We start from the raw sequence: 21933 nt of genomic DNA, 5'->3' as shown, positions 1-21933 counted from the left end.
TCAGCGCGCCGCCGCCAACGCGGCCGTAAGGACGGCGGGCGCCTCCGCCAGCGAGGGGCCGTACCAGGTGAGGTGACGGCCGCTGACCAGGGCCGCCGGGCAGCCGGGGAATGCCTCGGGGCCGTCGTCGGCCGTGAAGCGGTACGGCTCGTCGGGCAGCACCACCAGATCCGCCTCCCCCGCCGTCAACTCCTGGATCGGGATCCGCGGATAGCGCTCGGGATGCGCGCTGTAGAGGTGCCGTACGCCCAGCCGGGCCAGGACGTCACCGGCGAAGGTGTCCCGGCCCAGCACCATCCACGGACGCCGCCACACCGGTACGACGGCGTGCCGCACCGGACCCGCGGCCCGTACGTCCGCCCAGGCGGCCTCGGCCTCGTCCAGCCAGCCGGGCCGGGCCAGTCCGCAGCCGCGCACCAGGACCCGCTCCAGCTCGGTGAACGCCTGCTCCAGGGTGCGCACTTCGGTCACCAGGACCTCGAGACCGGCGGCGCGCAGGGCGGCGAGGTCGGAGGGGCGGTTCTCCTCCTCGTTGGCGATCACGAGATCGGGGGCGAGGGCGGCGATCCGGGCGGTGTCGGGGTTCTTGGTGCCGCCGATCCGCTCCGCGGTGAGGCCGGGCGGATGGGTGCACCAGTCGGTCGCCCCGGCGAGCAGCTCCGGCTCGGTGGCGGCGACGGCCTCGGTGAGCGAGGGCACGAGGGACACCACGCGCCGTACGGGGGTGCGAGGGCTCATCGCTCCACCGTACGCCGCGACGAGACGTACGCTACGCCCGGCCGCCCCAACGCCCGCGCGCGCCAACCGCACGCCCCAACACCCGCGCCCCTACGCCAGTCCGCTGGCTTGTCGGAGTCCGGGGCGGCGTGCACCAGCTCCAGGACGTCGGCGTCCTCGACGGCGACCGTACGGACGAGGGCGCGGAAGCGGTCGTCGCGGTCGTCGGAGGGCTCTGCTCGCCGACCATGTTCATCACGGCCAGCAGCACCAGTTCGGACTTGCTGTCGCGGGTGACGGCGGCGCCGCCCTCGTAGATGGTCGTCGTGGCCCTGGCGCGCCGGAAGACGCGGTTGAACTTGGTCATGCGGTCATGCCTCTCCCCCGAGTGGGCATTGGGAGGATCACAGGTTTTCTCCGCCCGGCGCGGCACAGCGCCGGGCGGGACAGATCAACGGACGGGGCAGCGGACGGGGCAACACGACACCGCGGCCCGGAGCATGCGCTCCGGGCCGCGGTGTGCGTGGTGCGGACGGTGATCAGGAAGCCACCGGCGCCATCTTGTCGACGATGCCGGGGTGGGCGTCAATCCACTTCTGGACGCCCTTCTCCTCGTTGCCCTTACCGGCGTCCTGGATGGCCTGCTCCAGGGTCGCCAGCTCCTTCTCGGTCATGTGCCACTTCTTCAGCCACCCGTTGAACTCGGGGAACTTCTTCGGGAAGGACTTGTTGGCGAGGGTGTGGAGCTGGTTGCTGGCCCCGAACGCCTGCTTCGGGTCGGCGAGCTTGGTCAGCTTGTACTTGCTGTAGGCCCAGTGCGGGGTCCACAGGACCACGGCCACCGGCTCCTTCTTGGCGTACGACCGCTCCAGCTCGGCAAGCATCGCCGGCGAGGAGCCGTCACTGACCTTGTACTCCTTGTCCAGGCCGTACTCCTTGAGCACCGTGCCCTTCAGGAGCTTCATCTCGCCGGTCCCGGGTTCGATACCGACGATCTTGCCGTCGAAGGTGCCGGCCTTCCCCTTGAGGTCGGCGAGCGACTTCACGTCCTTGACGTAGGACGGCACCGCGATCTCCAGGGAGGTCTTGTCGTACCACGACCCGACGTCGACCAGGTTCTTCTTGTATTTGTCCCAGTACTGCTTCTGGGCGACCGGTAGCCAGCCGTCGAACTCGACGTCGACCTGCCCGGTGCTCATTCCGGTGAACATCGAGCCGACGTCGTACTGCTTGATCTCCGGCTTGTAGCCACGCCGCTCGAGGACGTTCTTCCACAGGTAGGTGGTGGCGATGTCCTCGTCCCACGGGAAGTAGCCGATCATCGGCGCGGCGCCCGCGTCCTTGCCCTTCTGGTCGGCGCCGCCGGGCACCGGGGCGAGCTTGTTGGCCATGCCCGGGTTCTGCTTCAGCCAGGCGCGCACGCCCTGCTGCTCCTTGCCCTTACCGGCGTCCTGGATGGCCGACTCCAGGCTGGTGAGCTGCTTCTCCTTCAGCTTGAAGTTCTTGATCCACTTGGCGACCTGCGGGTTCTCCTTGGAGAAGCCCTTGCGCGCGAGGGTGTCGATGTGGTCGCCCTTGCCGAAGGCGCCCTTGGGGTCCTTCAGCTTGGTGAGCTTGTACTTGTCGTACGCCCAGTGCGGGGACCACAGGGTGACCGCGATCGGCTCCTTCTTGGAGTAGGAGCGGTCCAGCTGGGAGAGCATGGCCGCGGTGGAGCCCTTGACCAGGCTGAAGTCCTTGTTCAGCCCATAGCCCGGCATGACCTTGTCCTGCATCAGCTTCATCTCACCGGCACCGGGCTCGATGCCGACGATCTTCTTCTTGAAGGTGCTGGACTTCTTCTCGAGGTCCTCCAGGGTCTTGACGCCCTTGACGTACGAGGGGACCGCGACCTCCAGGGAGGTGGGGCCGTACCAGGAGCCGAGGTTCTCCAGCTTGCTCTTGTACTTCGACCAGTACGAGGCGTGGGTGGTGGGCAGCCAGGAGTCCGTCTCGAAGTCGATGTTGCCCGCGGCCATACCGGTGTACAGCGCGCCGACGTCGTACGACTGGACCTTCGGCTTGAAGCCGCGCTGCTCCAGGAGCTCCTTCCACAGGAAGGTGGAGGCAACGCCCTCGTCCCAGTTGATGTAGCCGATGTTGACCGACTGGCCCTTGCCGACGTTGGCGGAGACCTTGGGGCCCTCGTCGTCACCGCCGAACATGCTCATACCGCCGGCGACCAGCGCCAGGACGACCACGCCGACCATGGCGACGGAGGTCGCGGGACGCCAGTGCAGCACCTTCAGGCCGCTGAGCGCCTTTGTCTTCTCCTTGGCCAGCGCGCGGCGGGCCAGCGGGGAGACGCGCTGATTGAGCGCGCTGGTCATCCGGTCCAGGTACATGGCCAGGATGACCACCGCGATACCGCCCTCGAAGCCCATGGCGACATCGACGGAGCTGATCGCCTGGAAGACGGTGGAGCCCAGGCCCTCGGCGCCGACCATACCGGCGATGACGACCATGGACAGCGCCAGCATGATCACCTGGTTGACGCCCGCCATGATGGTGGGCAGGGCCAGCGGGAGCTGGACACGCAGCAGGGTACGGCGCGGATGGGTGCCGAAGGCGTCGGCCGCCTCGACCAGCTCCGCATCCACCTGCCGGATGCCCAGTTCCGTCATGCGGACGCCCGGGGGCATCGAGAAGATGACGGTGGCGACGACACCGGGGACCACCCCGAGGCCGAAGAAGAAGATGCCGGGGATCAGGTAGACGAAGGCGGGCATCGTCTGCATGAAGTCCAGCACCGGACGGATCACGGCGCTCACCGCGCGGTTGCGCGAGGACCAGATGCCGAGCGGCACCGCGAACACGATGGTGATCACACCGGCGACCAGCACCAGTGCGAGGGTGTTCATCGCCTCGCCCCACAACTCGATCGAGTCGATGAGGGCGAATCCCAGGAAGGCGAGCACGGCGGGCAGCAGCCCGCGCAGCCACCAGGCGAGCAGCGCCAGGATGCCCGCGAGCAGCAGCGGCTCGGGGCCGCTGAGCACCGTGTTCACCCCGTCGTACATGCCCTGGACGACGTTGGAGATGAAGTCGAAGAGCCAGCTCAGATTGTCTCGGAGCCAGTTGACGCCGGAGTTGATCCAGCTGCCGAGCTCAAGCCTAGGCACCGGTGATCACCTTCTTGGTGGTCTCGGGCGCGTCCGGAGTGCCACCGGCCGGCGGCTGGGCCCCGCCGGGCCCGCCGTCCGGCTCGCCGAGGGCGGCGAGCAGCCGGGCGCGGGTGACGACGCCGGTGAGCGCGCCGTCGGCGTCGGTGACGGCGACCGCGACTCCACTGCGCGAGCAGGGCTGGAACAGCTCGATGATCGGGGTTCCCTCGGTGACGGTGGCGGGGGCGGCGGCCAGCACGTCCTGCGCGGTGCGGAGCGTGGTGCCGTCGTCGGTCTTGGTGCCCAGCACCTCATCCGGCTCGGCCATGATCGCGCCGGCGGTGAGCACCCGGCTGCGGTCCACGTCCTGGGTGAAGGAGGCGACGTAGTCGTTGGCGGGGGTGACCAGGATGTCCTCGGCGGTGCCGATCTGGACGATCCGGCCGTCGCGCATCACGGCGATGCGGTCGCCGAGCCGCATGGCCTCGTTCAGGTCGTGGGTGATGAAGACGATGGTCTTCTTGAGCCGCTTCTGGAGCTGGAGCAGCTGATCCTGCATATCGCGGCGGATCAGCGGGTCCAGCGCGCTGAAGGACTCGTCCATCAGCAGCATGTCGGCGTCGGTGGCCAGGGCCCGGGCGAGGCCGACGCGCTGCTGCATACCACCGGAGAGCTCATCGGGCCAGGACTTCTCCCAGCCGGCCAGGCCCACCATCTCCAGCGCCTCGGTGGCGCGCCGGACCCGCTCCTCGCGCGGCACGCCCTGCACCTCGAGGCCGTAGGCGGCGTTCTCCAGGACGCTGCGGTGCGGGAAGAGGGCGAAGTGCTGGAAGACCATGCTGATCTTGCGGGACCGGACCTCGCGCAGACCCTTGGGGGTGAACGCGGTCAGGTCGTCGTCGTCGAAGAGCACGCGCCCGGCGGTCGGCTCCAGCAGACCGTTCAGCATCCGCAGCAGAGTGGACTTGCCGGACCCGGACAGACCCATGACGACGAAGATCTGGCCCGCCTCGACGGCGAATGAGGCATCGACGACCGCTGCGGTCGTACCGTTCGCTCGGAGCTCCTCGCGGTCCGCGCCGCCTTCCAGCCGCGCCACCGCCTCATCGGGTCGTCTGCCGAACACCTTGTACAGGCGTTCGGCTCGCAATTTGGCCACATGTACCTCTCAGATCGCACCAAAAAACGACCCGCCACCCCCGCCGGCGGGTCGTGGAGCGGAACGGCATAGGACCGCTGACCGCCGCAATAGTTGAATCACTGAACGGGTTCGCTCCGGGGGCGCGCCTGCCCCGATCGGTTTGGCGTAAACCAAACGGTGATCCACTTCACATTATCCTCGAGATCGGTGTCAGTGGGGTAGTGCATAGTCAGGTTCGTGACGCGACGCCTGATGCTCCTCGACACCGCCTCTCTCTACTTCCGAGCCTATTTCGGGGTCCCGGACTCGGTCCGGGCCCCCGACGGCACGCCGGTGAACGCCGTGCGCGGGCTCCTGGACTTCATCGCCCGGCTCGTCCAGGACCACCGCCCGGACGACCTGGTGGCCTGCATGGACTTCGACTGGCGCCCGGCCTGGCGGGTCGCCCTGATCCCCACCTACAAGGCCCACCGGGTGGCCGAGGAGGCCCCGGCGGGGGCCGGGGTGGACCGGGAGGAGGTGCCGGACACCCTCTCCCCGCAGGTCCCGGTGATCGACGAGGTGCTGGACGCGATCGGCATCGCCCGGGTCGGCGCCGCGGACTACGAGGCCGACGACGTGATCGGCACGCTCACGGGCCGGTCGGCCGGCCCGGTCGACATCGTCACCGGCGACCGCGATCTGTTCCAGCTGGTGGACGACGAGCGCGGGGTGCGGGTGCTCTACCCCGTCAAGGGCGTGGGTACCCTGCAGCTCGTCGACGAGTCCTATGTGCGCGAGAAGTACGGAGTGTCCGGCCGGGGGTACGCGGAGCTGGCGCTGCTGCGCGGCGACCCCAGCGACGGGCTGCCGGGGGTGCCCGGCGTCGGCGAGAAGACCGCCGCCAAGCTGCTGGCCGCCCATGGCGACCTGGCCGGGATCATGGCCGCCATCGACGACCCCGCCGCCAAGCTGACCCCCACCCAGCGCAAGCGGCTGGCCGAGGCGCGGGCGTATGTCGAGGTCGCCCCGAAGGTGGTGCGGGTCGCCTCGGACGTGGCACTTCCCGCCTTCGACCCGGCGCTGCCGCGATCGCCGCGCGATCCTGGAGCCGTGGCGGCGCTGGCGGAGCGCTGGGGATTGGGCGGATCTTTGCGCAGATTGCTGTCCACTCTTGAGGAGTGAGCTGTTAGGTTAGGTAAACCTAACTCTTGTTGATCAGGGAGGTCGCCATGGCGGACCGTCCGGCCCGTAAGACGCGCACGCCGCATCGCGCACAGGTGGTGCGCACCGACCGGCTGACCCCGCACATGGTGCGGGTCGTCCTGGGCGGCGACGGCCTCGCGGACTTCCATGCGGGCGAGTGCACCGATCACTACATCAAGCTGCTCTTCCCGACCGGGGGCGCCGTCTACCCCGAGCCGTTCGACCTGGAGCGGATCCGTGCCGAGTTCCCGCGCGAGCAGTGGCCGGTCACCCGGACGTACACAGTGCGGGCGTGGGACCCGGCCGCCCGCGAGCTGACGGTGGACTTCGTGACCCATGGCGACGAAGGGCTGGCCGGTCCGTGGGCCGCCCGGGTCCGGCCCGGCGAGGAGATCCACTTCATGGGGCCGGGCGGCGCCTACGCCCCCAGCGCCGAGGCCGACTGGCATCTGCTCGCGGGCGACGAGAGCGCGCTGCCCGCGATCGCCACGGCGCTGGAGCGGCTCACCGACAGCCGCGCGGGTGGCGCGGCCGAGGTGCCGGTGCACGTGTTCATCGAGGTGGCGGACGAGACGGAGGAGCTCAAGGTCACCGTGCCCGAGGGGGTCCAGGTGAACTGGCTGCACCGGGGCGCCGCGCCGGTCGGCGAGGCGCTGGTGGCGGCCGTACGGGGGCTGGAGTTCCCACCCGGGCAGATACACGCCTTCGTCCACGGCGAGGCGGGCTTCGTGAAGGAGATCCGCCGCCATCTGCGCCTGGAGCGCCAGATCCCGCGCGAGTGGCTGTCCATCTCCGGGTACTGGCGGCGCGGCCATGACGAGGACGGCTGGCAGGCGTCGAAGCGGGAGTGGAACCAGCAGGTCGAGGCGGAGCAGGAGGGCGCGGGGCCCGAGGAGGCCGCCGCGTAGGCGGCTGTCGCCGCGCAGGAAGTCGTCGCGTAGGGCACCGCACCGGCGCCGCGTAGAGGACGCGGTGCCCAAGCGCTCCGCTGGAAGTGTCGCGAGGTGCGGTCGTTCATCCGCGGCTGCGTCGTGGCCGGTCCCACGCGGCGGAGCCGCATATCGACACGGCCGCGGCGGAGCCGCACATCGACACAGCCCCGCGCCCCTTCGGGGCGTATCCGAACCGCACCGGACTTCAGCGAGGCCGCATAGAGGACGCGGCGCGTACGACCATCAGGCCCCGGCCGGGAGCATCCGGCCGGGGCCGCTGTGTGTACCGCCTGGGCGGGCATGGCGGAGCAGCCGGCGCCGCGGCGGTGGCCTGGAGGGCGCACTCCGGCTCACGCGAGCCCGCCGCGAAGACTTGACATATCATCATATGAGCTCCGTTCGAGCCTTTTTCGCACCTTCCGCACCTATCCCTCTTTTGGTTCACTCACATCAAGCGAGAGTTTCGGCACCACGGTGACCTCGGCGCCGACCCGTTCCATGCATGACTCGCCCTATTACGGCCGGCACCCGGGCACGAGTCCCTCTCAAGTCGCCATCACCGGTCATGCGGTCCCCGCTGAAGACCGTGGCGTCCCAGGCCCCCGAGGGTCCGTCTCCCCTTCCACCCCTCTGCGCGACGGAAGCCGGTGCGGGCAACGGCCACGTGCCCATCTCTCCTCTCTCGGCACACCCGCCCAGAGCAAGAAAGACGATCGAACAGGAGAAAACTCATGCCCATCACCTCCCTCACCCCCAGCCAGGGCACGATCGGCACCACCGTCAACATCAACGGCACATCGCTGGGCTCGACCGTCTCGGTGAACTTCGGCGGTGCCGTCGTCAGCCCGACGGCGGTCTCCAACACCGTGGTCACCTTCGTGGTTCCCTCCTCCGCGCCGTGCTCGGGTCAGGTCTCGGTCAGCACCAACCTGTCGAATGGAACCCGGACGAATTCGGTGCCGTTCTTCGTCATCGTGCGGCCGACGACCACCGGGCTGGACGAGACCTGCCTGCCCGCCGCCGGTGGTTCGCTCACGGTCTTCGGCACCGGCTTCGCGGCCGGGGGCACCGTCAACGTGGGCGCGCTCACCCCGGTCGCGTTCGCCGCCGGCGGCAGCAACACCCAGGTCACCGTCACCGCTCCGGCTCACACCCCGGCCGGCTGCTTCGACACCCAGCAGGTCACGGTCACCACGGCCGGCGGCACCGGCACCGCGGGCGCCACCCTGATCGACTACTACAACGCGCCGAGTCTGACCACCGCCACACTGACCCCCGCGACGGGCGCGGCGGGGACCGAGACCACCATCTCCGGCGCCACCTGCCTCATCGGCATCACCGACGTCACGTTCACCGACTCGGTGGCCACCGCCTTCACGGGCCTGGCCTTCACGCCCATCGACGCCACGTCCATCGTCACCGCGGTGCCCGCCGCGGCGGCCGCGGGCGCCGGGGCCTTCACGATCACCACCTGTGGTGGCACATCCGGCCCCGCAGGCTTCACCGTCACCTGACCCACCGGCCGTGGGCGGGCAAGCCCCGCACGGCCATCCCCCGGGTCAGCACCCCGCATGGCACACGGTGATTTCCGATCCCCCGTGCCCTGGCCGACGTCCCGCCGGTCAGGGCACGGCCGTCCGCACGGCTCAAGAAGGAGAAGGGCATCATGGCCCCCGTAGTGACCAGCGTCAGCCCCGCCCAAGGCAATCCGGCCGGGGGCACCCCTGTCACCATCAACGGTTCCGGCTTCATCGGCGCCACCGTGGTCAGGTTCGGCCCGAATCTCGCCACCAATGTGGTCGTCGTGAGCAACACACAGATCACGGCGAGGACTCCGCCGGGGAGCGGCACGGCCAAGGTCACGGTCACGGGCCCGACGGGCACCAGCACCCAGAACGTGCTCTTCACCTATACGACGGTCGCGGCTCCGGTGCTCACCACGCTCAGCCCGACCTCGGGGCCCACCGGCGGCGGCAATACGGTCACCATCACCGGCAGCAACCTCACCGGCGCCACCCAAGTCCTCTTCGGCGCCACCCCCGCCACCATCCTCACCAACACCCCCACCCAAATCACCGTCACCGCCCCCGCGGGCACCGGCACCGTCAACGTCGCCGCCACCACCCCAGGCGGCACCAGCAACTCACTCCCCTACACCTACACCACGGTCTCCGCCCCCACCCTCACCAGCCTCAACCCCACCACAGGCCCCACCACAGGCGGAAACACCGTCACCATCACCGGCACCAACCTCACCGGCACCATCCAAGTCCTCTTCGGCGCCACCCCCGCCACCATCCTCACCAACACCCCCACCCAAATCACCGTCACCGCCCCCGCGGGGCCGGTGTCGGTGGTGAATGTGACCGTCACCACGCCGGGGGGCATCAGCAATCCGCTGTCGTACATCTATGTCGCCGCCCCGGTCGTCACCGGTGTGAGCCCGCAGTTCGGTCCGGACACCGGCGGCAACTCCGTCACCATCACCGGCAGCGGCCTGGCCCTGGCGAGCGCCGTCCACTTCGGCCCCAACCTCGCCACCGGCTTCACCGTGATCTCCGACAATCAGCTGACGGCGACCGCTCCTCCCGGAACCGGCACGGTCGTGGTCACCGTGACCACACCGGGCGGCACCAGCACCCTGGGCCCCGGGAACCCGTACTACACCTATCTCGGCGCCCCGGTGATCAATTCGCTGATCCCGGACGAGGGTTCGTCATTGGGCGGCGACTCCGTCACGATCAACGGCTCCAACCTCACGTACACCGACTCCGTGACCTTCGGCGGAGTCCCGGCCTCCTTCAGTGTCCTCTCGGACAACCTGGCCGTGGCGACGGCTCCGGCCCATGCGGCCGGAACCGTCAATGTTCAGCTCCACACCCCCGCGGGCAACAGCAACACCCTCCCCTTCACCTACGATCCGGCCTGAGCCCACCGCGGTGGGCGACGGGCTCAGCCGACCGAGGAGTACGCCACGACTCCGCGCAGCAGCCCGTCGACCGCGCGGCGGGCGCTGCGCGCCACGGTGCCCTCGGGGGCCGCCGCGGCGATCTGGCCGAGCACATCGATCAGTTGCTTGGTCCAGCGCACGAAGTCACCGGCGGGCATGTCGATTTCGCGCAGCACCTCGTCGAGCCCATGGCCGGAGGACCAGCGGTAGGCGGCCCAGGCGAAGCCCAGGTCCGGCTCGCGCTGGCCGACGCCCTCCGTCTGGTTGATCTTGTGCTGCTCCTCCAGTGCGTCCAGCCGCCCCCATATGCGCACCATCTCACCGAGCGCGTCCTTGGCCCGGCCCGTGGGCAGCTTGGGCGGCAGCGCGTCATCAGCCGTCCGCGCCTCGTAGACCAGCGCGGAGGCGCAGGCCGCGAGCTCGGCGGGGGGCAGCCCCTCCCAGACGCCCTCGCGCAGGCATTCGCTGGCCAGCAGGTCCAGCTCGCCGTACAGCCGCGCCAGCCGTCTGCCCTCGTCCGTGACCTCGTCGCCGCGCAGATAGCCGAGCTCGCTCAGCAGGGCGCAGATCCGGTCGAAGGTGCGGGCGATGGTGTTCGTACGGCCCTCGATGCGCCGCTCCAGCTGCCGGGTGTCGCGCAGCAGCCGGTGGTAGCGCTCGCCCCAGCGGGCGTGGTCCTCGCGATCGCTGCAGCCGTGGCAGGGGTGGGCGCGGATGGCCGCGCGCAGCCTGCTGATCTCGGTGTCGTCGGCGGCGGCCGAGCGCTCCTTGCGGTGGCGCCGCATATCGTGGTGACCGGCCTTGGTGCGCAGCGCGGAGGCCAGATCGCGGCGCGACTGGGGGCTGCGCGGATTGAACGACTTGGGGATCCGCATCCGGTCCAGCGGCTCGACCGGGACCGGGAAGTCGATCGACGCCAGCCGCTTGACCTGCCGCTCGGCGGTGAGCACCAGGGGCCGCGGCCCGTCGTGGTACTCCATGCCGCGGTGGCCGCCCACCCGCCCGGCGGGCAGCCCGGGGTCCAGCACCAGGGCGAGCCCGGCGAACTTGCCGGTGGGCACATGGATGACATCGCCGGGGCGGAGCTTCTCCAGGGCGACCGCGGCGGCCGCGCGCCGCTGGGCGGCGCCCTGCCGGGCCAGCTCGGTCTCGCGGTCCTTCAGCTCGCGGCGCAGCCGCGCGTACTCGTCGAAGTCGCCGAGGTGGCAGGTCATGGAGGCGCGGTAGCCGTCGAGGCCCTCCTCGTTGCGCTGCACCTGACGGGAGATCCCGACGACCGCCTTGTCGGCCTGGAACTGCGCGAAGGAGGTCTCCAGCAGCTCGCGCGAGCGGTGCCGCCCGAACTGGGAGACCAGGTTGACCGCCATGTTGTACGACGGCTTGAAGGAGGAGCGCAGCGGATACGTGCGGGTGCCGGCCAGCCCGGCGAGCGCCGCGGGGTCCATGGTGCGCTGCCACAGCACCACCGCATGGCCTTCGACGTCGATACCGCGCCGCCCGGCGCGGCCGGTCAACTGGGTGTACTCACCGGGGGTGATGTCGACGTGCTGCTCGCCGTTCCACTTGACGAGCTTCTCCAACACCACCGAGCGGGCGGGCATGTTGATGCCGAGGGCGAGGGTCTCGGTGGCGAAGACCGCCTTGACCAGGCCGCGGACGAAGAGCTCCTCGACAACTTCCTTGAAGGTGGGGAGCATTCCGGCGTGGTGGGCCGCGATGCCCCGCTCCAGGCCCTCCAGCCATTCGAAGTACCCCAGTACATGGAGGTCCTCGTCGGGGATCCCGGCGGTGCGCTCCTCGACGATGGCCCGCGCCTGGGAGCGCGCCGACTCGTCGTTGAGCCGCAGCCCCGCGTGGAGGCACTGCTGGACGGCGGCCTCGCAGCCGGCCCGGCTGAAGATGAAGGTGATGGCCGGAAGCAGCCCCTCGGCATCGAGCCGGTCGATCACCTCGGGGCGGCCCGGGGTCCAGATCCGGGTGCGCTGACGGCGCTCGCGCTCCCGGTCGGCCTCGCGCATATTGCGGCCGCGGCGCTTGTCGCGGCCGAAGCTGGGGCGGCTGTTCTCCATCCGGGCCAGCCGGACCAGATCGGGGTTGACCTCGCGGCGTCCGCCCTGGTCGCCGTCCTGGCCGTTCTTCTCCTCGAACAGGTCGTACATCCGGCGCCCGGCCAGCACGTGCTGCCACAGCGGCACCGGACGGTGCTCGGAGACGATGACCTCGGTGTCACCGCGGACGGTGTCCAGCCAGTCGCCGAACTCCTCGGCGTTGGAGACGGTCGCGGAGAGTGACACCAGCGTCACCGACTCGGGGAGGTGGATGATGACCTCCTCCCAGACGGCGCCCCGGAACCGGTCGGAGAGGTAGTGGACCTCGTCCATCACCACATAGCCGAGGCCGAGCAGCGACTGGGAGCCGGCATAGAGCATGTTCCGCAGCACCTCGGTGGTCATCACGACCACCGGGGCCTCGGAATTGACGCTGTTGTCCCCGGTGAGCAGGCCGACCTGGTCGGCGCCGTAGCGCTTCACCAGGTCGGTGTACTTCTGGTTCGACAGCGCCTTGATGGGCGTGGTGTAGAAGCACTTGCGGCCCTGGGTCAGCGCCAGGTGGACGGCGAACTCGCCCACGATGGTCTTGCCCGAGCCGGTGGGGGCGGCGACCAGCACGCCCTTGCCGCCCTCCAGGGCCTTGCACGCCTCGATCTGGAACGGGTCCAGCTCGAAGTCGTACATCTCGCGGAAGGGGGCCAGCGCGGCGGCCTGCTCGGCGGCCCGGACGCGGGACGCCGCATAGCGCTCGGCGGGAGATAGCTCGTCGGTCATCGTATCTACGAGCCTACCGGCCACCTCCGACAGCGCACGCGATCTTTATCGGGGCTTTGTTCGGCCCACCGGACCGGGCCGCTCACCGAGCCGCCCGCCGGGCCGTCCGATGGACGGCCGCAGGCGGGCGGTTATGGCCGGGTACGGCTGTGTACGGCTATGTGACGTCGTCGTAGCCGTTGCGCCGGGCGGGGCCGGAGTCGTCCCCGTCGGTGAGCTCCGGCTTGGCGCTGGGCGCGACCACGGCCTCGGGGGTCAGATCCAGCTGGGACGCCTCGTCGTCGCTCAGACCGAAGTCCGGGTCGGCGGCCCGGCGGCGCGCCTTGCGCCGGTCGTTGAGCAGGGAGACGCCCACGGCCCCGAAGTAGAGCACGACGACCGGCCCGGCCAGGGCGAACATGCCGACCGGGTCGGTACTGGGAGTGGCGATGGCGCCGAAGACCGTGATCCCCATGATCATGGCGCGCCACCAGCCGAGCATCCGGCGCCCGCTGAGGATGCCGGTGAAGTTCAGCAGGATCAGCAGCAGCGGAAGCTCGAAGGCGAGCCCGAAGACGACGACCATCCGGGCCAGCAGATCGAGGAAGTCGTCCAGCGGGAGGAGGTTGTTCGCCCCCTCCGGGGTGAAGCCGATGAGGACCTTGGCGCTGGTCGGCAGGATCAGGTACGCGAAGTACGCGCCACCGACGAAGAGCGGGACGCCGAGCCCGACGAAGAACAGGCCGTACTTCTTCTCGTTGCGGTGCAGCCCGGGCGCGAGAAACGCCCACAGCTGATAGAGCCAGACCGGTGTGGCCACCACCAGACCGGTCGTGAAGGAGACCTTCAGCATGATCGTGAACGGCGACAGCAGACCGTTCACGGTGAAGTAGGCGCAGTTGTGACCCTCACCCCCTTCGCCCCCCTTGCCCGTGAGGTCGGAGAACGAGACCCCGCCACAGCCGACGGCGTCCAGCACCGGCCGCATCAGGAACTTCGCGATGTCCATGTAGTAGAACATCGCGATGATCGTGACCACACAGATCGCCAGGACCGATTTGAGCAGCCGGTTGCGCAGCTCACGCAGGTGCTCGGAGAGGGGCATCCGCCCCTCGGGGTCCTTCTCCTTGTTGCGGGCAGACTTGAGCAACCCACGTCCTCATCTCGTGCGTCCGGCGGCGGCCCTTCGCGCCGCCTTCAAGTGGCCCTGGGTCAGCGCTTGGTGGTGTCGCTCGGCTCCGACACCGGGCGCGAGCTGGTGACGTCTCCGGGCGCGGCCTGGATGGTGCGGTGAGTGGCGTCGTCCTGACCGGGGTGGGGCGGGTCGGCCGGCGCCGCGCTCTGCTGCTGGCCGTCCGACTTCATCGCCTTCGCCTCGCTCTTGAGGATCCGGGCCGACTTGCCCAGCGAGCGCGCCATGTCCGGAAGCTTCTTGGCACCGAACAGCAGCAGCACGACGACAAGGATGAGGAGAATCTCGGGAACGCCGATCTTTCCGAACAGCATAAGCGTCTACCTTCTCACCGAGGCGGCTGGGGGTGGGGCTGCCCGACCGGTCGGACAGGTGTCCGGCAGCCGTGCTGTCAGCGATCGTAGCGCGCGGGGGTAAACCGTAAGCAATCCCCGTGCGGACTCCGGGTTGCGGCCCTCCGCCTCGTTTCCGGGGCCACGGAATCTCAGCGTACCCCGCTTGGCTGTGGGGCAGCAGAGTGCCCATCAGCGGCGACCCGCGAGGAATCCGGCGGCGGCCCTCACCGCCGACCCAGCACCACGGTCACCGCCGACGCAGCGCGGCCCTTACCGCCGACGCGGCGCGACAGTCACCGCCGACGCGGCGCCGCCCTTACCGCCGACGCGGCGCGACAGTCACCGCCGACGCGGCGCCGCCCTTACTGCCGACGCAGCGCGTCGACGGTTGACCCCAGCGGAGTCGAGGCCCGCTCCAGGTCCTCCGCGGCCCGGGTGATCCGCTCCGAGCTGTCCGACACCTGCCGGGCCAGCCTGCGGACCTCGGCGTAGACCCGCGCCGAGAGCACGGCGAGAACGGCGATTCCGCAGAAGGCGAGGGCGAGGGCGAGGGCGAGCATCGGCCAGAGCATGCGGCAGAGCCTAGACGGTGGAGTGCAGCCGCAGCGTACGCACCCCGCCGCCGGTGAGCAGCTCCACGATCCGCTCCCCCGCCGGTTTGCGCACCGCGGTTCCGCAGTCGGGGCAGGTGAAGGAGTAGAAGGTGGTGCGGTGGCTGGCCCCGATGGCCAGCCGCAGGGCGCCCGCGGCCAGCTCGAACCGGCCGCGGCACTGCGGACAGGCTGCCTTGAAGATCACCGACGTGGCACTCCCCCGTGCGGTCACTGTGTGCGTCCCTTCACTCACCGTACGCCGCGAGCGCCTGCCGCGCCGCGTCCCGAGCGCTGTCCGCCAGCTCCCGCGGCGAGACGATCCTGCCGTCCCCGCCCAGCCGCAGCGCCAGGCGCCGCAGCGAGCCGGGGTCGGGCGCGCGCAGCGTGATCCGGAGGCCGCCGTCGGGCAGCTCATCGGCGCTGTCGTGCGGGTAGTACTCGGCGACCCAGCGCCCGCCGGGGCCGACCTCGACGACCACCTCGGGATCCTCGGCGCCGGTCTGCACCAGGGCGGAGGACAGCTCCGACAGGTCGCGCAGCTCGATCGGCGGCGGATCGGACGCGTCGTCCAGCAGCTTGATCTCGACGACCCGGTCCAGCCGGAAGGTCCGCCGCGCCTCGGAGAGGCGGCACCACGCCTCCATGTAGGTGCGGCCGACGGCGAAGAGCCGGATCGGGTCGACCTCGCGCTCGGTGATCTCGTCACGTGCGGGTGAGTAGTAGCGCAGCCACAGCCTGCGGCGCTCGGAGATGGCGCGGTCGACATCGGCGAAGACCCCGCCCTCCGACTCGAAGATCACCGACAGCCGGGAGCTGGCGCCCGCCGCCTCGCCCGCCGCGGCCTCCAGCTTGGCGGTGGACCGCAGCAGCGCGTCCCGGTCGCCCTCGCGCAGCCCGGGGAGGGTGGCGACGGCGCGGGCGGCGACCAGCAGCGCGGTGGCCTCGTCGGCGGCCAGCCGCAGCGGCTCGGCCACATCATCGGGGTTGTGCCACCAGATCCGCTCTCCGTCGGTGTCGATGTCCATCAGGTCGCCGCCGCGGAAGCTGGTGCCGCACAGCGGCAGCACATCCAGGTCGGCGATCAGCTCGTCCTCGCTGATGCCGAAGGCCCGGGCGACGTCGGCGACGCGGGCGCCGGGGCGCTCGCGCAGATACGTCACCAGGGAGAGCATCCGCCGGGTCTGGTCAATAGCGTTTCCGGCCATGGTGAAGTAAGTCCGTCCCCTCAGCCCTTGGCGACCGCGCGCAGCCGGTCCACGACATCCGCCCGCAGTTCCTCGGGCGCCAGTACGACCACATCCGGGCCGAACTCCACGAGCCAGGCGTCCAGGCCGTGCCCGTACGGAATCTCCAGCTCGTCCCAGCCGTCGCCGGCCTCCCGGGTGGACAGCGCCTTCGCCCGCAGCGGATAGCCGTGGCCCGAGCGCAGCCGGATCCGGGCGGTGCCGTTGGCGGTCTCGCCCGCCCAGCTCTCCACGGTCTCCCGGACGGTGACGTGGTCGGGCACCTCGGCGGTGAACTCGCCGGACCGCAGCCGGACCCGGCCGGTGATCCGGGAGAGCCGGAAGACCCGCTCGGCGGCGCGCTCGCGGTCCCATCCGGCGAGATACCAGTGGCCGCGCCAGCACTCCAGGGTCCAGGGCTCGACCTGCCGCTGCTCGGGGCGCGCGGCGTTCGCCTTGCGGTAGTCGAAGACGACGGGGCGGCGGTCGCGGCAGGCGAGCATCAGCGGCTCGAAGGCGCTCTCATGGACCGGGATGCGCGGCTCCAGCGCGCTGTGCCCGGGCGTGTCGTACGGGTCCTCGGCGACCGGCATCCCGGCGGCGCGCAGCTTCTGCAGAGCGCCACTGGCGGCGCCCGCGAGCCGGGCCTGCTGCCAGACCTTGGCGGCGAGGCCGAGGGCGGCGGCTTCCTCGGCGTCGAGGGTGATCGGCGGGAGGCGGTTGCTGTCCCGTCGGGCGAGATAGCCGATCTCGCCGTCGAGGCCCTCCACCGTCTCGATGATCAGGCCGAGTTCACGCAGATCGTCCTTGTCGCGTTCGAACATACGGTTGAACGCTTCGTCGTTGGCCGTGTCGGTCTGGAGGTACGCCTCTATGGAGCCCCGCAACTCCCGTTTGGTCAGCGGACGCCGCGTTCCCAGCAGGCACAGGGCCAGGTTCATCAACCGCTCGGCCTTGGCAATCGCCATCGACGCCCTTTCTTCGTGACCTTACGCACGTGACCGTACCGCTACCGGGACGCGCGGCAAAAGCCGAGGGCCCCTGCTCACCGGCAGGAGCCCTCGGCGCGACGGACGGCCGTCTCAGACGGAGACCAGGTCGCAGACGAAGATCAGCGTCTCGCCCGGCTTGATCCGGCCACCACCGGCGCCCCGGTCGCCGTAGCCGAGGTGCGGCGGGATGATGAGCTGGCGGCGGCCGCCGACCTTCATCCCCTGCAGGCCCTGGTCCCAGCCGGAGATGACCTGGCCCACGCCGAGCTGGATCCGCAGCGGGGTGCCGCGGTTGTAGCTCGCGTCGAACTCCTCACCCGTGCTGAAGGAGACGCCCACATAGTGCACGGCGATGTTGTCGCCGGCCTTGGCCGCGGGCCCGTCGCCCTCCCAGATGTCCTTGATCTCCAGCTCGGCCGGCGGCTCGCCGCCCGGGAAGTCGACCTCGGGCTTCTCGATGCTCACGAAATTGCTCCTTGTGACGTGGTGGGCAACCCGCACAGGCTACAGAATCGCCAGGATGTCCACGGAGAACACCAGCGTGGAGTTGGCGGGGATGCCCTTCTGGGCCGCCTTGCCGTAGCCCAGGTCCGGGGGCACGACGATCAGCACCCGGCTGCCCACCTTCTTCCCCGTCAGCCCCTGCGACCAGCCCTTGACGACCTGCTGGAGCGAGAACTGGGCGAGCTCGCCGCGCTTGTAGGTGGAGTCGAACTCCTTGCCGCCGTCCCACAGCACGCCCTTGTACTGGACGAGCAGCGCGTCGGTCTTCTTGACCTCCTTGCCGTCACCCTCGATGACGTAATCGGAGACCAGCTTCTTCGGCGCGGGCTTCTTGGGGACGGTGATGCTGGGCGCCTTGCCGTCGGTGTTGGCGGACACCTTCGGCAGATCGGCGTCGGTCTGCTCCACCTTGCTGCCCTTGGCCGAGCTCTTGGCGTTGTAGGCGCCGACGAGGTCGATGACGAAGACCAGCGTGTCGGTGCCCTTGATACCAGCCTGCGGCTGACCCTGCTTGCCGTAGGCATACGCGGGCGGGACGGCCAGCTCCAGCCGGCTGCCGAGGTTCCGGCCCAGCAGTCCCTGGTCCCAGCCCGGCAGGACCTGGCCCTTGCCGATCGGGAAAGCGGCGGTCTTCTTCTTGTCGAAGGTGTTGTCGATGACCTTCCCGGTGTCCCAGATCTGCGCCAGGTAGTTGATCTGGAGCCAGTCGCCCTTGACCGTCTTCTTGCCGTCGCCCTGACTGATCGTCTTGACCGCGAGATCCTGCGAGGGCTTCCCCGTGCCCTTGGCGACCTTCGGCTTCTCACCGAACTTCTTGCCCGCGGTGATGGCCGGCACCGGGCCGGAGACGATCTTGCCGCTGGGGGCCGGTGAGGGACTCTGGCTCGTCGGCTCCTGGGACGGCTTGGTCTTGTCTGACCCTGACTTATCGTCACCGCAGCCCGCGAGTGTCAGCAGGCCCGCGGGCACGGCAAGGAGTACGGAGCGTCGACGCACGGAGTCCTCGTTAGGTAGATCTTCGATGGCCAGTGCGCGCCACTCTACGACGTGACTCGGGCCCCGTCCGGAGAACGCACGGGGCCCGAGGGGAAGGTAAGCCGTACGCCGGTCACATACCGGCGATCAGCTTCTCCACCCGGTCGTCGACCGAGCGGAACGGGTCCTTGCACAGCACGGTGCGCTGCGCCTGGTCATTGAGTTTCAGATGCACCCAGTCGACGGTGAAATCGCGGCGCTGCTCCTGGGCCCGGCGGATGAAGTCGCCGCGCAGCCGGGCGCGGGTGGTCTGCGGTGGGACCGACTTGCCCTCGAAGATCTTCAAGTCGTTGCAGACCCGAGCCGCCTGGCCGCGCTTCTCCAGCAGGTAGTAGAGCCCGCGGCGGCGGTGGATGTCGTGGTAGGCGAGGTCTATCTGGGCGATGCGGGGATGCGACATGGTGATGTTGTTCTTCGCCCGGTACCGCTCGATGAGCTGGTACTTCATCACCCAGTCGATTTCGGTGCCGATCCGGTCGAGCTCCTCGGTACGGATCGCGTCGAGGGTGCGGCCCCACAGCTCGAGGACGCGCTCGACCATGCCGGTGCGGATGCCCCGGCGCTCGCAGAAGTCGACGGCCTTCTCGTAGTACTCCTGCTGCACCTCCAGGGCGGACGCCTCGCGCCCGCTGGCGAGGCGCACCTTGCGCTGCCCGGTGATGTCGTGGCTGACCTCGCGGATCGCCCGGATGGGGTTCTCCAGGGTCAGGTCGCGCATCACCGTGCCCGCCTCGATCATGCGGAGCACCAGGTCGGTGGCGCCGACCTTGAGCAGCATGGTGGTCTCGGACATGTTGGAGTCGCCCACGATGACATGCAGCCGGCGGTAGCGCTCGGCGTCGGCGTGGGGTTCGTCGCGGGTGTTGATGATCGGCCGGGAGCGGGTCGTGGCGGAGCTGACGCCCTCCCAGATGTGCTCGGCGCGCTGGCTGACGCAGTAGACCGCGCCGCGGGGGGTCTGGAGGACCTTGCCCGCGCCGCACAGGAGCTGTCGCGTCACCAGGAACGGGATGAGAATGTCGGCGAGCCGGGAGAACTCGCCGTGCCGTGCCACCAGATAGTTCTCGTGGCAGCCGTAGGAGTTGCCCGCGGAGTCGGTGTTGTTCTTGAAGAGATAGACGTCGCCCGCGATTCCCTCCTCGTGCAGGCGGCGCTCCGCGTCCACGAGCAGACCTTCGAGAATGCGCTCGCCCGCTTTGTCGTGGGTGACCAGTTCGGTCACGTTGTCACACTCGGGTGTCGCGTATTCCGGGTGTGAGCCCACGTCGAGGTAGAGGCGGGCGCCGTTGCGCAGGAAGACATTGCTGCTGCGGCCCCAGGAGACGACACGGCGGAAGAGGTACCGCGCCACTTCGTCAGGAGACAACCGGCGCTGTCCCCTGAATGTGCACGTGACGCCGTACTCGTTCTCCAGCCCGAAAATGCGGCGGTCCATGCCTGAACATTACGCCTGATGGCGTGCTCTGAAACCGGGTTCGGCGGCATGGTTGCGATCATTTTCCGCGGGAGGTTCATCCGGTGTTCGGTACGTGGCCGGCCGGATGACGGGGCGCGGCCCGTCCAGGAGGAACCGCTGGGCCGCCAGCAGCACCGCCAGCGCGGCCGCGCCACCGGCCGCCGGCACCGCGAATCCGGGGACCACCCCGCCGAACTGGACGGCGGGCCCGGCCACGGCGGTGCCGACCGCGTTGCCCACCACGAAGGTGGTCACCAGCCAGGAGAACGCCTCGGTGACCGTGCCGGACGGCGCGTGGCGGTCCACGACGACGAAGGCGCAGGCCAGCGCCGGAGCGAGGAACACGCCCGCCACCCCGGCGAGGACGGTCATCGCGACGACGCCCGGTACCAGTATCAGCGGCAGATAGCCCAGCGCCAGCGCGGCCACGAGCAGCCGCAGCCGCCGTTCGGGCGCGCCGGGCCAGGTGCGGGCGCCGTAGACGATGCCGCCGACCAGCGCGCCCACGCCGAGGGCGGAGAGCAGCGCGCTGGAGACCATGCCGCCGCCGCGCTCGTCGGCGTACGCCACGGCGGCCACCGCGATGGCGCCGAGGGCGAGCCCGATGAAGAAGAACGAGCCGAGCAGCACCAGCAGCCCGGGCGAGCGCAGCGCGCCCAGCCAGTGGGCCTCGCGCGGCGCGGAGCGCCACTGCCTCGAGGGCCGCGAGACCACGACGGTGAGCGCGCCCGCGACCCCGACGGCGTTGATGACCAGCAGCGCGGCCGCCTCGGACCACACGGCCACGGACAGGGTGACCAGCAGCGGGCCGACCGCGAACATCACCTCCTGGGCCACGGCGTCCAGCGCGTACGCCGCGTGCACCTGGTCCTCGCGCCGCAGCACCGTGGGCCACAGCGCCCGCAGCCCGCCCTCCAGCGGCGGGGTGAACAGCCCGGCGATCAGCATCGCCGCGTACGCCACGGACAGCGGCTCGAGCCCGACGACGGCGAACAGGACCATCCCGAGGGCGGAGGCCACGGCGGCGGGGAGCATCACCCGGGGCTGGCCGAGGCGGTCCACGGCCCGGCCCAGCAGCGGCTGGCCCACCGCGTTGGCCGCGCCGTAGACGGCCGTGAGCCCCCCGGCGAGGGCGTAGCTGCCGCCCTCGGCGCGGGCGAAGAGCAGCACGGCGAGGGCGGCGGTGGCGTTCGGAAGCCGTCCCAGCAGCGTGCCGGTGAGCAGCCGTGCCGCGTGCGGGGTGCGCAGCAGTTCCCCGTAGCCAGCCGCCATTGCCTGCCCCTTCCTGCGGGTTCCGGTGGGTTCCGGTTGTTCCGCCGGGTTGTCGCGAGCGTGTCGCGGGTCATGAGTGACGTTGTACGTATAACGTCCAGCGTCATACGTACCATGGCCGCCACCGCGGGTCCACTCGCGGGCCGGAATGAGCAGCCTGCGGTCAGCCGTAAGGCGACCGAGGGGAGCGGAGGCGATGGTGGCGAGCGCGGACCGCGCCCACGCGGCGAGCGGGGCCGCCGGGAAAGGTTCCCGGGGAACCGGCCGGACGGGTGAGACCGCGCGGCGCGGTGGCCCGGGCGGCGGGACGGCTCCGGGCGGTGGAGCCGCTCCGGGCGGTGGAGCCGCTCCGGGCGGTGGAGCCGCTCCGGGCGGTGGAGCCGCTCCGGGCGGTGGAGCCGCTCCGGGCGGTGGAGCCGCTCCGGGCGGTGGAGCCGCTCCGGGCGGTGGAGCCGCTCC

Annotated in this window: 19 protein-coding genes and 1 pseudogene; 6 read left to right on the top strand and 14 right to left on the bottom strand. The window is 70.3% G+C overall.

Features of this window, described 5'->3' with window-relative positions; genetic code table 11:
• Positions 1-738: a helical backbone metal receptor gene (locus ACFXB5_RS33045; RefSeq protein ID WP_385214828.1), complete on the bottom strand. Its 738-nt coding sequence runs from the start codon at positions 736-738 to the stop codon at positions 1-3.
• A gap of 128 nt (positions 739-866) precedes the next feature.
• On the opposite strand from ACFXB5_RS33045, the gene ACFXB5_RS33040 reads away from it, so the two are divergent.
• Positions 867-1034, top strand: coding sequence for a hypothetical protein (locus ACFXB5_RS33040; RefSeq protein WP_385214824.1), 168 nt, complete (start codon positions 867-869; stop codon positions 1032-1034).
• A 222-nt stretch (positions 1035-1256) separates the two neighbouring features.
• Here the strand turns inward: ACFXB5_RS33040 and ACFXB5_RS33035 are convergent, their stop codons facing one another.
• On the bottom strand, positions 1257-3878 hold the full coding sequence (locus tag ACFXB5_RS33035) for an ABC transporter permease/substrate binding protein (RefSeq protein WP_385214821.1): 2622 nt from the start codon (positions 3876-3878) through the stop codon (positions 1257-1259).
• The gene (locus tag ACFXB5_RS33030; RefSeq protein WP_385214819.1) at positions 3871-5019 is read right to left on the bottom strand and encodes a glycine betaine/L-proline ABC transporter ATP-binding protein; all 1149 of its coding nucleotides are present in this window, start codon (positions 5017-5019) and stop codon (positions 3871-3873) included. The genes ACFXB5_RS33035 and ACFXB5_RS33030 overlap by 8 nt, the downstream gene beginning before the upstream one ends.
• A 234-nt stretch (positions 5020-5253) precedes the next feature.
• Between ACFXB5_RS33030 and ACFXB5_RS33025 the strand changes: the two genes are divergently transcribed.
• The 4 genes from ACFXB5_RS33025 (at position 5254) to ACFXB5_RS33010 (ending at position 10047) form a co-directional block, all read left to right on the top strand.
• The gene (locus ACFXB5_RS33025; RefSeq protein ID WP_385214851.1) at positions 5254-6165 is read left to right on the top strand and encodes a 5'-3' exonuclease H3TH domain-containing protein; all 912 of its coding nucleotides are present in this window, start codon (positions 5254-5256) and stop codon (positions 6163-6165) included.
• Positions 6166-6212: 47 nt separating this feature from the next.
• The gene (locus tag ACFXB5_RS33020) at positions 6213-7094 is read left to right on the top strand and encodes a siderophore-interacting protein (protein ID WP_385214816.1); all 882 of its coding nucleotides are present in this window, start codon (positions 6213-6215) and stop codon (positions 7092-7094) included.
• 755 nt (positions 7095-7849) lie between these two features.
• Complete coding sequence (locus ACFXB5_RS33015) at positions 7850-8632, top strand: IPT/TIG domain-containing protein (protein ID WP_385214813.1); 783 nt, start codon at positions 7850-7852, stop codon at positions 8630-8632.
• Between the two features lie 152 nt (positions 8633-8784).
• Complete coding sequence (locus ACFXB5_RS33010) at positions 8785-10047, top strand: IPT/TIG domain-containing protein (protein WP_385214810.1); 1263 nt, start codon at positions 8785-8787, stop codon at positions 10045-10047.
• 23 nt (positions 10048-10070) lie between these two features.
• Here ACFXB5_RS33010 and ACFXB5_RS33005 read toward each other — a convergent pair whose 3' ends face one another.
• From ACFXB5_RS33005 to ACFXB5_RS32955, 11 genes are all read right to left on the bottom strand, one after another.
• Positions 10071-12893 (bottom strand): DEAD/DEAH box helicase, encoded by a 2823-nt coding sequence (locus tag ACFXB5_RS33005; protein WP_385214807.1) that lies wholly within the window; start codon positions 12891-12893, stop codon positions 10071-10073.
• Between the two features lie 157 nt (positions 12894-13050).
• Positions 13051-14022: a twin-arginine translocase subunit TatC gene (gene tatC, locus ACFXB5_RS33000; RefSeq protein WP_385214805.1), complete on the bottom strand. Its 972-nt coding sequence runs from the start codon at positions 14020-14022 to the stop codon at positions 13051-13053.
• 62 nt (positions 14023-14084) lie between these two features.
• Positions 14085-14375 carry a Sec-independent protein translocase subunit TatA gene (tatA, locus tag ACFXB5_RS32995; RefSeq protein WP_201853991.1) on the bottom strand — a complete coding sequence of 97 codons (291 nt, stop codon included), beginning with the start codon at positions 14373-14375 and terminating at the stop codon, positions 14085-14087.
• A gap of 386 nt (positions 14376-14761) precedes the next feature.
• Positions 14762-14971, bottom strand: a complete 210-nt coding sequence (locus tag ACFXB5_RS32990) for a hypothetical protein (protein WP_385214802.1) — start codon at positions 14969-14971, stop codon at positions 14762-14764.
• A gap of 10 nt (positions 14972-14981) precedes the next feature.
• Positions 14982-15245, bottom strand: coding sequence for a hypothetical protein (locus ACFXB5_RS32985; protein WP_044577890.1), 264 nt, complete (start codon positions 15243-15245; stop codon positions 14982-14984).
• Positions 15238-16197, bottom strand: a complete 960-nt coding sequence (locus ACFXB5_RS32980) for a YafY family protein (protein ID WP_201853931.1) — start codon at positions 16195-16197, stop codon at positions 15238-15240. Before ACFXB5_RS32980 ends, ACFXB5_RS32985 begins: the two co-directional genes overlap by 8 nt.
• 20 nt (positions 16198-16217) lie before the next feature.
• Complete coding sequence (locus tag ACFXB5_RS32975) at positions 16218-17183, bottom strand: helix-turn-helix transcriptional regulator (RefSeq protein WP_385214798.1); 966 nt, start codon at positions 17181-17183, stop codon at positions 16218-16220.
• A gap of 114 nt (positions 17184-17297) precedes the next feature.
• Positions 17298-17672, bottom strand: coding sequence for an FKBP-type peptidyl-prolyl cis-trans isomerase (locus tag ACFXB5_RS32970; protein WP_198271711.1), 375 nt, complete (start codon positions 17670-17672; stop codon positions 17298-17300).
• Between the two features lie 39 nt (positions 17673-17711).
• Positions 17712-18707, bottom strand: coding sequence for an FKBP-type peptidyl-prolyl cis-trans isomerase (locus tag ACFXB5_RS32965; protein ID WP_385214795.1), 996 nt, complete (start codon positions 18705-18707; stop codon positions 17712-17714).
• 112 nt (positions 18708-18819) lie between these two features.
• Positions 18820-20181 carry a Pup--protein ligase gene (pafA, locus tag ACFXB5_RS32960; RefSeq protein ID WP_121823997.1) on the bottom strand — a complete coding sequence of 454 codons (1362 nt, stop codon included), beginning with the start codon at positions 20179-20181 and terminating at the stop codon, positions 18820-18822.
• Positions 20182-20190: 9 nt separating this feature from the next.
• Entirely contained in the window at positions 20191-21474 is a 1284-nt protein-coding gene (locus ACFXB5_RS32955; RefSeq protein ID WP_385214792.1) for an MFS transporter, read from the bottom strand.
• Between the two features lie 272 nt (positions 21475-21746).
• Here ACFXB5_RS32955 and ACFXB5_RS32950 point away from each other — a divergent pair.
• A pseudogene (locus tag ACFXB5_RS32950) lies at positions 21747-21933 on the top strand (hypothetical protein); the annotation flags it as partial.

This window comes from Streptomyces sp. NPDC059455, from assembly GCF_042750115.1.
GTDB classification, from domain to species: domain Bacteria; phylum Actinomycetota; class Actinomycetes; order Streptomycetales; family Streptomycetaceae; genus Streptomyces; species Streptomyces endocoffeicus.
Note: the sequence above shows the minus strand (reverse complement) of the source record. Positions and strands in the feature narration are given on the sequence as shown.

Excerpts from the sequence above, each read along its gene's own strand:
- ACFXB5_RS33010 (WP_385214810.1), top strand. The coding sequence starts at position 8,785 with ATGGCCCCCGTAGTGACCAGCGTCAGCCCCGCCCAAGGCAATCCGGCC.
- ACFXB5_RS32975 (WP_385214798.1), bottom strand. The coding sequence starts at position 17,183 with ATGGCGATTGCCAAGGCCGAGCGGTTGATGAACCTGGCCCTGTGCCTG.
- pafA (WP_121823997.1), bottom strand. The coding sequence starts at position 20,181 with ATGGACCGCCGCATTTTCGGGCTGGAGAACGAGTACGGCGTCACGTGC.
- ACFXB5_RS33020 (WP_385214816.1), top strand. The coding sequence starts at position 6,213 with ATGGCGGACCGTCCGGCCCGTAAGACGCGCACGCCGCATCGCGCACAG.
- ACFXB5_RS33005 (WP_385214807.1), bottom strand. The coding sequence starts at position 12,893 with ATGACCGACGAGCTATCTCCCGCCGAGCGCTATGCGGCGTCCCGCGTC.
- ACFXB5_RS33025 (WP_385214851.1), top strand. The coding sequence starts at position 5,254 with ATGCTCCTCGACACCGCCTCTCTCTACTTCCGAGCCTATTTCGGGGTC.
- ACFXB5_RS33045 (WP_385214828.1), bottom strand. The coding sequence starts at position 738 with ATGAGCCCTCGCACCCCCGTACGGCGCGTGGTGTCCCTCGTGCCCTCG.
- ACFXB5_RS32990 (WP_385214802.1), bottom strand. The coding sequence starts at position 14,971 with ATGCTCTGGCCGATGCTCGCCCTCGCCCTCGCCCTCGCCTTCTGCGGA.
- ACFXB5_RS32980 (WP_201853931.1), bottom strand. The coding sequence starts at position 16,197 with ATGGCCGGAAACGCTATTGACCAGACCCGGCGGATGCTCTCCCTGGTG.
- ACFXB5_RS33015 (WP_385214813.1), top strand. The coding sequence starts at position 7,850 with ATGCCCATCACCTCCCTCACCCCCAGCCAGGGCACGATCGGCACCACC.
- ACFXB5_RS32955 (WP_385214792.1), bottom strand. The coding sequence starts at position 21,474 with ATGGCGGCTGGCTACGGGGAACTGCTGCGCACCCCGCACGCGGCACGG.